The 12,326-nt window shown below is 47.9% G+C and carries 8 protein-coding genes; 3 read left to right on the forward strand and 5 right to left on the reverse strand.

The annotated features are described in order from the left end of the window. The first annotated feature begins 14 nt into the window (after positions 1-14). Positions 15-3,608 (forward strand): family 14 glycosylhydrolase, encoded by a 3,594-nt coding sequence (locus JOE49_RS04685; RefSeq protein ID WP_160788458.1) that lies wholly within the window; start codon positions 15-17, stop codon positions 3,606-3,608. Positions 3,609-3,777: 169 nt separating this feature from the next. Here the strand turns inward: JOE49_RS04685 and JOE49_RS26270 are convergent, their stop codons facing one another. The 5 genes from JOE49_RS26270 to JOE49_RS04705 all read right to left on the reverse strand — a co-directional run bounded on the left by JOE49_RS26270 (position 3,778) and on the right by JOE49_RS04705 (position 10,470). Beyond that, positions 3,778-3,891: a putative holin-like toxin gene (locus JOE49_RS26270; protein ID WP_010347020.1), complete on the reverse strand. Its 114-nt coding sequence runs from the start codon at positions 3,889-3,891 to the stop codon at positions 3,778-3,780. 322 nt (positions 3,892-4,213) lie between these two features. After that, a complete protein-coding gene (locus tag JOE49_RS04690; protein ID WP_209940649.1) occupies positions 4,214-5,242 on the reverse strand; it encodes an NADH:flavin oxidoreductase/NADH oxidase in 1,029 nt (342 codons plus the stop codon). Positions 5,243-5,560: 318 nt separating this feature from the next. Beyond that, the gene (locus JOE49_RS04695; protein ID WP_023990947.1) at positions 5,561-6,865 is read right to left on the reverse strand and encodes an ABC transporter substrate-binding protein; all 1,305 of its coding nucleotides are present in this window, start codon (positions 6,863-6,865) and stop codon (positions 5,561-5,563) included. Between the two features lie 106 nt (positions 6,866-6,971). Then, positions 6,972-8,618, reverse strand: a complete 1,647-nt coding sequence (locus JOE49_RS04700; RefSeq protein WP_209940650.1) for a response regulator transcription factor — start codon at positions 8,616-8,618, stop codon at positions 6,972-6,974. After that, entirely contained in the window at positions 8,611-10,470 is a 1,860-nt protein-coding gene (locus JOE49_RS04705) for a cache domain-containing sensor histidine kinase (RefSeq protein WP_209940651.1), read from the reverse strand. The genes JOE49_RS04700 and JOE49_RS04705 overlap by 8 nt, the downstream gene beginning before the upstream one ends. Before the next feature lie 122 nt (positions 10,471-10,592). On the opposite strand from JOE49_RS04705, the gene JOE49_RS04710 reads away from it, so the two are divergent. Together JOE49_RS04710 and JOE49_RS04715 are read left to right on the forward strand one after the other, a co-directional pair. Continuing rightward, positions 10,593-11,489, forward strand: coding sequence for a carbohydrate ABC transporter permease (locus tag JOE49_RS04710; RefSeq protein ID WP_013312582.1), 897 nt, complete (start codon positions 10,593-10,595; stop codon positions 11,487-11,489). Further along, on the forward strand, positions 11,489-12,319 hold the full coding sequence (locus JOE49_RS04715; protein WP_013312583.1) for a carbohydrate ABC transporter permease: 831 nt from the start codon (positions 11,489-11,491) through the stop codon (positions 12,317-12,319). The genes JOE49_RS04710 and JOE49_RS04715 overlap by 1 nt, the downstream gene beginning before the upstream one ends. Positions 12,320-12,326: the final 7 nt, after the last annotated feature.

A 12,326-nucleotide genomic window follows, 5' to 3' on the forward strand; every position in this document is an offset into this window, starting at 1 on the left:
GGAGGATGATCGGTTTGACCTTGTATCGAAGTCTATGGAAAAAAGGGTGCCTGATGCTATTAAGCATTGTGCTATCTCTGACCGCCTTTATTGGCTCACCCTCCAATACGGCAAGCGCAGCGGTTGCTGATGATTTTCAGGCTTCTGTCATGGGGCCGCTGGCGAAAATCAGTGACTGGGGTGCATTCAAAAAGCAACTGCAAACGCTGAAAAGTAACGGTGTGTATGCCATTACCACCGACGTCTGGTGGGGCCATGTGGAGAGCGCAGGAGATAACCAGTTCGATTGGAGCTACTACAAGACCTATGCAGATGCCGTAAAAGAAGTGGGATTGAAGTGGGTTCCTATTATCTCTACGCATAAGTGTGGGGGAAATGTGGGGGATGATTGCAACATCCCGCTACCAAACTGGCTGTCTAGCAAGGGCAGTGCAGATGAAATGCAGTTCAAGGACGAAAGCGGTTTTGCCAATAACGAAGCCCTCTCTCCATTATGGAGCGGGACTGGTAAACAATATGACGAGCTGTATGCCTCATTTGCTCAAACCTTTGCTAGCTACAAAAGCATCATTCCCAAAATTTATTTAAGCGGTGGGCCCTCTGGAGAATTGCGATATCCTTCATACTATCCGGCAGCGGGATGGAGTTATCCTGCACGGGGCAAATTCCAAGCCTACACTGAAACAGCCAAAAATGCGTTCCGCACGGCCATGAATGAAAAGTATGGATCAATGGACAAGATTAATGCAGCCTGGGGTACCAAGCTGAGCAGCCTTGGCCAAATCAATCCGCCGACTGACGGGGACGGATTTTACACGAACGGCGGGTATACTTCCACGTATGGGAAGGATTTTCTGTCGTGGTACCAAAGCGTGCTTGAGAAGCATCTGGGCGTCATCGGAGCTGCTGCACACAAAAACTTCGATTCCGTGTTCGGTGTCCGTATCGGAGCCAAGATTTCCGGTCTGCACTGGCAGATGAACAATCCTGCCATGCCTCACAGCACAGAGCAAGCAGGTGGATATTATGATTACAACCGTCTCATCGAGAAGTTCAAAGATGCGGATCTGGATTTGACCTTTACTGCTCTGGAGATGAACGACAGTGGTACAGCACCGAATTATTCCTTGCCGTCCACATTAGTAGATACTGTCTCCTCGATCGCTAATGCCAAGGGTGTTCGCCTAAATGGTGAGAATGCACTCCCGACTGGCGGTAGCGGCTTTCAAAAAATCGAAGAAAAAATCACAAAGTTCGGTTATCACGGCTTTACACTTTTACGCCTCAACAATCTCGTCAACAACGACGGCTCACCAACCGGTGAGATGAGTGGATTCAAACAGTATATTGTAAACAAGGCCAAGCCCGGCGATAACGGTGGCGGTACAGGCAACAAAGTAACTATATACTACAAAAAAGGCTTCAACTCACCTTACATTCACTACCGTCCGGCTGGGGGAAGCTGGACTGCTGCGCCTGGTGTGAAAATGCAGGATGCCGAGATTAGCGGCTATGCCAAAATTACCGTCGATATCGGGTCTGCCTCCCAATTGGAAGCTGCTTTTAATGACGGTAATAACAACTGGGACAGCAACAACACCAAAAACTACTCCTTCAGCACGGGCACTTCTACTTACACGCCCGGTAACAGCGGCAATGCGGGAACGATCACATCAGGCGCTCCATCGGGCACGGTTCCCGGGGATGGCGGCGGTACAACTAACAAGGTAACGGTATACTACAAAAAAGGCTTTAACTCGCCTTACATTCACTACCGCCCGGCTGGCGGAAACTGGACTGCCGTACCCGGTGTGAAAATGCAGGATGCCGAGATTAGCGGCTATGCTAAAATTACCGTCGATATCGGGTCTGCCTCCCAACTGGAAGCCGCTTTTAATGACGGCAATAACAGCTGGGACAGCAATAACACGAAGAACTACCTTTTCAGCGCAGGAACTTCTACCTACACGCCCGGCTCTAACGGAGCCGCAGGAACTATCCGAACGGGGGCACCTTCGGGGAGCATCCTCAGCGTAGGGACTTCCACCTACACAACCAACCTTAACGAAGTTGCAGGACCTATCCAAACAGTGGAACTTTCGGGTGCATCCTTAAACGTAGGCACTTCTACGTACGTACCCAACCCTAACGGAGTTGAAGTAACTATTCAAACGGGGGCGCCTTCGGGCGCCTTCACTCCTATAGATCTGGGTACCCTCTCCAAGCCCACTCCCCTCAACACAGACTGGAGCAAACAGAGCATTTATTTTATCATGACAGACCGATTTAGCAACGGAGATCCATCCAACGATAATTACGGTGGCTTCAATTCCAACAACAACGATCAGCGCAAGTGGCATGGTGGCGATTTTCAAGGGATTATTAACCAACTCGACTACATTAAAAATATGGGGTTTACCGCCATCTGGATTACTCCGGTAACGATGCAAAAGAGCGAATACGCTTACCACGGCTATCATACGTATGATTTTTATGCGGTAGACGGGCATCTTGGTACCATGGACAAGTTCAAAGAGCTGGTTGGTAAGGCACACGACAAAAATATCGCTGTGATGCTGGACGTAGTTCCCAATCACACTGGCGATTTTCAACCTGGGAACGGCATCGCCAAGGCTCCTTTTGACAAAGCGGACTGGTATCATCACAATGGCGACATCACAGGAGCAGACTACAACTCAAACAATCAGTGGAAAATCGAAAACGGTGACGTTGCCGGATTGGACGACCTGAATCAGGACAACCCAGATACAGCGAATGAACTCAAAAACTGGATCAAATGGCTGCTGAACGAGTCGGGGGTAGACGGACTGCGGGTGGACACTGTGAAGCATGTACCCAAAGGGTTTTTGAAGGATTTTGACCAGGCCGCCAATACCTTCACTCTCGGTGAAATTTACAGTGGCGATCCTGCTTATGTGGGTGATTACACCCGGTATCTCGATGCCGCACTGGATTTTCCGATGTATTATACAATCAAGGATGTGTTTGGACACGATCAATCTATGAGGAAAATCAAGGAACGTTACTCAGATGATCGTCACTATCGCGATGCCCAGACCAACGGCGTATTTATCGACAATCATGATGTAAAACGTTTCCTGAATGACGCCTCTGGCAAGCCGGGTGCTAACTATGACAAATGGCCTCAGCTCAAGGCCGCCTTGGGCTTTACTTTGACCTCACGCGGGATTCCTATCATCTATCAAGGCACCGAGCAAGGCTTTAGTGGCGGAGATGATCCTGCCAACCGGGAAAACGTTGTGTTTAACGCCAATCATGATCTGTATCAGTACATCGCTAAGCTGAACCGTGTGCGCAACAGCCACCCTGCCCTGCAAAACGGGAGCCAAAAGGAAAAGTGGGTAGACGACTCCTTTTACAGCTTCCAGCGCTCTAAAAATGGAGACGAGGCCATCGTACTTATCAACAACTCCTGGAGCAGTCAAACCCGCACGATTGGCAACTTCGACAATCTGTCCAACGGCACTCGCCTGACCAACCAATTAAGCAACGACTCCATTCAGATTAACAACGGTTCGATCACCGTGACCCTCGCTCCAAAGGAAGTTAAAGTTTTCACCAAATGAGTTACATCGATTATCCAATTGTGCTAAAATAAATGATAGAAGGATATACTAAAAAAGAGCAAGGATGCTGGTAACATCCCTACTCTTGGCAACAGCCGCTTTGAAGAGCGGTCGGCTGAACAGGGCTAGCTCTATTAGAAATAGACCGTTTTCCCTTGTCCAGGGCGGTCTATTTCTTTTTGTTTTGGTTCAACGCAATAACAATCGTAACGATTAATCCGATCAACGCTACTAATAGCGTGCCGAACATCATCATTAATGTCAGAGCATCTTTAACCTCCACAGGCATCACCTCCCTTCCGGGAGACTTAGCCGACCGCCCACCTAAGCCATTCTGTTGTTACTGGAATTATAGCACGTAAATCCGTCCTTCGGCGACAACATCTACAACTTCATTCAATCAACCTCATACGGGCACTCATCGTCATTTACTGCTTACACATTCTACTTATTTCTCTAAATGATATACAAAATATAACCACTACCACGTGTAAGATTGCTTACACTGTACCATCTGTCCATAAAACAAAACAGGCACCTGACGAAGCATACACTTCGTTGCAGGTGCCTTGTTTATATATAAACAACGTGGGATTACTTAGGCCTCAGTAGCCACGTTGATATTGTTCAGGTATGGAAGGCTCCTCGCCGCGCAGCGTCACTGCTGCATGAATCGCCCAATATGGATCGCGCAGCAATCCGCGTCCCACAGCGACCAGATCGGCATCCTCGTTGCCGATAACAAACTGCGCCAAGGCTGGGTCATCCAGTGCGCCGACAGCGATCACCGGGATGTTCAGTGCCTCGCGAATTTGGCGTGCGAACGGCACTTGATAGCCCGGATAGTTGCCCGGCTTTCTGACGCCAGCAGGGCCTTCCCCGCCCGAGCTAACATGGATCACGTCTACGCCTGCCGCCTGATATGCACGGCTCAGCTCAATGGCATGATCCACATCGTACCCACCATCTACGTATTCCACCGCGCTGATGCGTAAGATTAACGGCATACCCGCAGGCATTTCCTTGCGTACAGCCTGAATGACTTCAACACCGAAACGGGATAAATCCTTACCGTACTCGTCGTCCCGCTTGTTTGTAACTGGCGAATGGAATTGGTGAATCAAGTAACCATGTGCCCCGTGAAGTTCAATCGTATCCACGCCCGCTTGAACCGCACGCCGGGTAGCGTCTGCAAATTTCTGCACCATGCCACGGACTTCCTCCGTGGTAAGCGCGCGTGGCTGTTTATAATTCGCATCCGGGTATGCAATGGCCGAAGGAGCAACTGGCTCAGCTGCATCCTCAGCTTTACGGCCCGCGTGAGCAATCTGGATGCCTACCTTGGACCCGTGCGCATGAATGCCATCAACCAGCTTCTTATAAGCTGGGACATGCTCGTCTGACCAAAGACCCAGATCATAATCTGTAATCCGTCCATCTGGTTCCACGTCTGTCATTTCTATAATAATCAGGCCCGTACCTCCAATAGCCCGACTCAGGTAATGAACATGATGCCAATCATTCGGAATCCCGTCCTTGGCTGTCACCGAGTATTGGCACATCGGGGGCATCACCACACGATTCTTTAATTCCAAATCTTTCAGTGTATACGGTGTAAACAACGAATTCGTCAAAACGTTCATCTCCTTTTTACCTTTACCACATCAATGAAAATGCGTTCCAAATTACACGGTCTATTATAAACATGATCGGCATAGTCCAAACGGAATAAAGAGATTCCCTCCAACGGGGGATCTCTCACATTTGCAACTTGCAGTCATTATGTATGTCGTATGTTGTAGATATATTGCACACAACCTATTATCCACAACTCAATAACTTTTTGCAAGTAAATATTTAAATATTATTAAATATTTTTTTGTCTACGCCCTCTCGGCCTCCTAGCTATAACACAAAAAGACGCCCTTACGGACGCCTCTGCGGAACCAATCTTATTGTGCTGAACCTAATTGCACCCATGCCTTCTCAATCTCTGCAACCGCCTGATCCTTGTTCATGTTACCGCTGATATATGCTTGCATCAGCTCGCCAAATTTTTGGTGGAACGTATCCAGCGAGTAGTTAACAGACAGATCACCGGACTTCGACGTTTTCAAAATGCTTTCCATTTCCTTAGGCATTTCCAGATCAGGAAGCGGTGCATCCTTAATTGGAGGAATCACCTTCGCTACCTGGGAGAACCAGTTCTTGCCGTATTCCGAAGTGTACAGCCAGTTGAAAAATTCTATCGTTTCCTTCGATACTTCGGAATCCTTGTTGATACGCAGCGCCTGATCTGCACCGGTAATGATGACCGATTGATCAGCTTTGTCACTCACCGGATATCCCATGATGCCAATTTTAAGATCAGGATTAATTTTCTTGATTGCTTCCTCATCCCACGCACCTTTACCCGTCATAAACGCAGCTTTTCCGGATGCAAAATCACTTACTTCCGCATTGCTGTCCCGTTCCAGCGGCTTATCTGTGCCATGTTTCACCGTCAAATCAATGAAGTTAAAGAAGTTGTTGTACAGCACTGGGTAGTCCTTGATTTTTGCTTTGCCTGCGATAAAATCGCTAACGAGTTGCTTCGGTTCCACGCCTGCATCCTGCGCAGCAGCATCTACATAGTGTTGGAAGATATGCTTCCATACCCACCACTCTTTATATGCGTTGGCAAATGGAGTAATGCCCTTCGCCTCTAGCTTGGTGACCGCATCCTGCATTTCTGCAATCGTCTTTGGTGGGGAGGTTACCCCAGCCTTGGTGAGCAAATCCTTATTGTAAATCAGCGTAAACAGGTTCCCCTTTACCGGGAGACCCAGCACTTTGCCGTCACTGGAGCTCATATTCGCTCGAACAGCATCCGTCATGGCTGCTGCCAGTGGCTCATTGGTCAGATCGGCGCTATAATCCGCATACGTGTCGATGTCGCCTCCAGCCGTCGTTTGGAATACATCCGGTGTACTACCTGAGGCTATTTTCGACTTCAGAATCGTGTTGTAGTCTGCCTGCATGATCTCCAGATTGATCTTCACGTTAGGTTTGACCTTCTTATACTCCTCAATATACGCGTTAAAAGCATCGGTATACTCTGGTGAAGCTGTGAACATGTTTATTGTAACCGTTTTCAAATCTTCTTTGCCGCCAGCACTTTCTTTCGACGCATCCGTGCCGCCGCTGCTTCCACATCCGCTCAACAAACCGACCGTCAAAAGCAAACTGCCGGATAACGCCATCATCTTCTTTAACATGGATACTCCCCCATTTGTTTGTGATCAACGTCCATGCGCTCATTCTAAAAAATATACTCCAATTTAAAAAGGCAGATTAGTGAAGCGTTAAGGGTAAAAAAGTGGTTTATTGCAGGCTCACGCGATACTCAGACGGTGACACCTGATAATAATTACGAAAAGCCTTACTGAAATAATTTTTATCTTTGTAGCCAAGCATATCCGAGATTTCCTGTATTTTCAGGCTAGAATCACCCAGCAGCTCCTTCGCCTTGTCCATTCTAACCTTCTGCACATATTCGTGAATACCGTAACCAAACTGCTGCTTGAACAGCTTCATCAGGTATTCCCGACTCAAAAAATAGGTTTCGGCAAAAAACGAAATTTTGATATCCTCGAAATAATAACGGTCGATGTGCCTTTTGATGTCCGTTATGTCAAAGGGCTGGTTCCCCGCTTGAGCATGTTGGACCCCAGCAATGTAAAGCTCCAGCATTCGATTCAATCTCTGACCATAATGGGCAAAACTCGTAAAATCAGCAGACAAATCGCTTTCCCCCACTTGCTCCGGTTCTTCCAAAGCTCCATCTTGATTCAACGCTGACGTAGACGCACCCAACTCAATCGCAGCTTCTCTCAGTAAAAAATGGAACTCCTTCATCATTCGATCCGCATCCTGTAAACGGAAAATAGGGCCTGATGCCAATTGTTTCAGCAGATCGCCCAGCAGTACCTTTGCCCGGTTCGCCTGACCTGTCTGAGCATCCTTTTGGATCGACAACAGTCGCTCCGTCCATGACATTTCCTCTAACGTACCCATTTGCCGTGGCACTGTATGAAGAATGGATTCCCCTTCCAGCTTTAACACATCCGTGCTGTGAATGAGCGTCTTGGCATCCATATAAGCAGACGCTAGCTCCAATACATCTATGCAGAGCTTACCCAATCCGGCAACTACCACCATGCTGAACAGCCCATGCAGGTTGGCCACCGCCTTCTGTGTCACTTGTGCCAATAGTAAGGCCATATGTTCTTCTTGTCCTGGGGCCAGGGTACAGATCGAAACGACCTCACGCTCCCGTCGCGGATGGGAGAAGCTAAAACAACTCAACCGTTCATCTGACGTCTGAGCTAACACATTGGTCACGGCAAAATCCATCAGATCGGCATCGCCATGAAAACGCGTCCTGCGAATCTCATCCCTGTTCAGCAGCCGCAGCACGATCACCCCAAAGCGATTCCCCTTCTGATCCGCTCCGATCAATGGGAGCAACGCCGTATTGGCCTGCCTTTTAAAGCTACCGTCCAAAATGGACAAATATAGCTTCTCTTTCAGCTTCGGCAGTGACATATTCAGCGTAATGTTCTGGCTAATGAACTTGTTTTTGCTTTGCTCTCGGCTTTCCAGAATGTCCACTGCTTTGCGCAGTGCCTGGTTCAGATCCTGACGATTGATAGGTTTGAGCAGATAGTCCACTACCCGGGATTGTATCGCCTGCCGTGTAAATTCAAAGTCGTTGTAGCCGCTAATGACAATCGTCAGCAGATGGGGATATGCCTTTTCGATCGCACGAAGAAATTCAATACCGTTCAGCTCAGGCATTTTCATATCGACCATCACCACGTCTATATGGTGCTGACCCAACAGCTCCAGTCCCAACCTTCCATTCGTCGCCTCATAAATATGTTCGATGCCCAGACGGTCCCAGTCCCCGATAATACGAATGGCTTCGCGCAACGGCTCTTCATCGTCAATAATCAATACGTTATACATGACTACTTCCTCCCCGGGGAATTTGCATTCTCATTTCCGTTCCCGTTTCATCCGTAAGTATGAATAATCCTGCCTGATCTCCGTACAAAAGCTTCAGCCGTGTGTTCAGATTTTTCAAACCAATATGCTGGCTCTCCCGTTCTTCCCATTTTTCATGGAATGAATCCAGCACCATTCTCAGCTTGTCCTCTGAAATTCCAGGTCCGTTGTCCCTGACTGCAATTGTGGCATTTGTAGGACTCGATTCGGCTGAAATGACGATCAGAATATCGCTTGATACTTTTTCCAACGCATGCTTGATAGCGTTTTCCACCAACGTCTGCACAGATAATCTCGGGATCGGCAACTCCATCAGCGTTTCCTCCCATACCACTTCGACCCGCAGTCTCGCCCCGAACCTTGCTTTTTGCAGACCTATATACCGTTCAATGTGCTTGAGCTCTTCGCGGGCAACTACGATATCCTTGCCGTTGATGGAATACCGCAACGTTTGGGCCAATGCATCCACCATATCCGCCATGTCGAACATCTCCCGCTTTAATGCCTGTGTGGATATGGCTTGCAGGGCATTGTACAGAAAATGAGGATTAATTTCAGCCTCCAACGCCTTGAGTATGGCATTCTTTTCGACCAGCTTCATGCGATAGCGCTCATTAATAAGTTCTTCGGTTCTTTGGACCATTTCGTTAAAATGCAGCGACAAATATGCAATCTCGTCATGTCCCTTCACAGGAGCTGTTGCTCCAAAATCTCCGGTGCTAAACCGCTTCATCTGGGTGGACAGCTTATGTAAAGGTCGGGTAATGGCGTTCGAGGTCAGTGTCACTAATATAATAGACACACCTAAAAATAAAGCCCCGATGGCATAGCTCCAATTCCGTGTTGTCGTAGCTGCTTCATAAATCTGGCGGTATGGGATGGGCTTGATGAGCTGCCACCCATCTTTTTCACCAGCATCATAGACGACCAAATACTCCTGATTGCCACTGTTATCTGACCACGTTACTCGCCCGCTTCCTCCCTTGCCAATCTGTGCCAACACTCCGGAATCACGCATCCGCTCATATAGCGGAAAGCTGTTCACATAAAAGGGAACCCCTTTAGGGCTCATTAGCATCAATTGGTCCCCTTTGCCCAGTGGGATGTTCTGCATGATTTCATCCACGGCGCTCGTATTGTAATAAAAGGACAGCACCGCCTGCGGGTGACGGGATGCAATCGACCTCAGCACTCGATGGTATGCCATAAAGCTGGCCTTTGGCGCCACATAGCCCATATCAGAGCGGGACCCCACAAAGGATTGAAATGATTCGTTCGTGGTACTAGCCATCGTCTCTTTATACCAAGGAAGCTTGGGAATATCCGTGTTTATTCCTTTGCGCACCGTAATGTTGTACGTCTCCCTGGTAACCACATAGTATTGATGTCGGTCCGCCACGTACAGATAGATCGCTTCCAGATCATTACGCGAATAAAACATGCTGCGCAAGTAATTTTCAATGACCATTCTCGAAGCATAGTCCCGATTCTCATTGGCAATCGCGTTCATGATATCGTTATAACGAAGCTGCGGAAGAGCCAACTGCTGCATTCCCTCCAAGTAATCCTCCAAATTCTGATTGACCAGCAACAGATTATTGGTCGTGCTGGCAATGCTATGGTTAACCGACTCCTTTTCAATCATCTGATAGGAAATAATTGTGAGTGAGCCCACCACCAGAATAATCACCGAGGTAAAAAGAAGAATGAGCTTGTTCACTAATTTTTGCGTGATCCTCCTCCACATGGAGCGAAGAATCGTTCCTACGCGCTCTGACATCATGATAACCGCCCCTTTTGAAAGCGTACACATTTTTACCCTCAACTGTTTTCTTAAATCCATTGGTCCGGCCCTAGGGGCTATCCTATACTTTCATTATATCTTAAACAGCTTGGAGCGAAAGAGCGGAAAATGTTGAGAAAAAGAGGTGCGTTATGCTGAAAAAAAGGGGAACCTGGGGCGACAAGGGTAGTAAACTGGAATTCGGTTTATTCACACTGCCCGTAATCTTGTGCATTACGATTGCATTTTATATTCCATTTTTGATGACGATACGCTATTCCCTGACCAAGTGGAACGGCATATCCAAACATCCGAAATTTGTAGGTTTGGATAACTTCAAGCAAATCCTGCTTGGGGACGCCAATTTTGCACATGCAGCCTGGTTTACCGTCAAGTATGCCATCCTGTACATTGTATTGGTGAATGTGCTGGCCATTTTGCTGGCGCTCGTTCTCGATATGAAGCTGAAAAGCTCGGCTTGGCTGCGGGCGGCCTTCTTTATCCCGTATATCCTCAGTCTCGTGATTGTCGGCTTTATATGGAAATTCATCTTCATGCAAGGCTTTGAGTCACTGGGACACAGTACAGGCTGGGGCATCTTCCAGCTAAGCTGGCTGGGTGAGGAAGGGCTCGCGTTTGTTTCCATTTTGGCGGTATCAATCTGGCAATCCATTGGCTTTTACATGGTCATTTATATTGCAGGCTTACAATCTGTGCCAGAGGATCTAAAAGAAGCTGCCATTGTTGATGGCGCGGGGCCGATTCGGAGATTTTTCAGTATTATTCTACCGATGCTTGCACCTTCCATTACGATCTCAGTCTTCATGGCACTGACCAACTCGATCAAAGTGTTTGACGTCATTTTATCTCTGACCGGCGGTGGACCGGGAGGTACGACATACAGCATTGCGTATGATATTTACCGGGACACATTCCAGAACAATCTGTATGGCTACGGAACAGCCAAAGCATTGATTTTATTCGTTGCAGTCCTGATCATTACGATTATTCAATTGTCTATTTTCAAACGCAGGGAGGTTGAAGCCTGATGCAACGCAGCCGTACGGGACGTATTTTGCTAGAAGCGGGCATGATTGTATTATCACTGTTATTTTTGTACCCGCTGTTTCTCGCCATTAACAATTCGTTCAAAAGCTTCGCTGAGGTCATGACCGACGTCATTGCGCTGCCCAAGCAGCTTTCGCTGGATAATTACGTATATGTATGGAAATTCATCGACTATCCACGCCTATTTCTCAATAACACCATTATTACCGTCGTCGGCCTGGCAGGTATCGTGCTGATATCTTCCATCGCGGCCTACAAGCTGGCAAGAACCAAAAGCAAATGGAGCTCCGTGATTTACATGCTGTGCATTATGCCGATGCTGATCCCGTTTCAGTCCATCATGCTCACTGTCTTGCGACTGGCGAAAGACTTAAATCTGGCAGACAGCACTTGGGGACTTGGCTTGCTGTATTGGGGCTTCGGCGCACCGCTGGCAGTGTTTATCTATCACGGCTTCGTGAAAGGTATTCCGGCTGAGATTGACGAAAGCGCCAAAATCGATGGAGCCTCGGGCTTCCGGCTTTTCTTTTCCGTGATTTTCCCCTTGCTGAAATCAGTCACCGCCACCATTGTCATTATCGACGTGATGTGGATTTGGAACGATTTTCTGCTTCCGTTACTCATGGTCAATGGCTCACCCAGCACCAAAACGCTGACGCTGGCCGCCTACACCTTTGTCGGACAGTATACGTCAGACTGGCAATACGCCATGACCGCAATGGTAATGGCTGTTCTGCCTTCGATCATCGTATTTATTTTTCTGCAAAAATACATTGTCAAAGGCGTCGTCGCTGGAGCCGTCAAAGGCTGAGTCAAGG

It is taken from the genome of Paenibacillus sp. PvR133, from assembly GCF_017833155.1.
GTDB lineage: Bacteria > Bacillota > Bacilli > Paenibacillales > Paenibacillaceae > Paenibacillus > Paenibacillus polymyxa_B.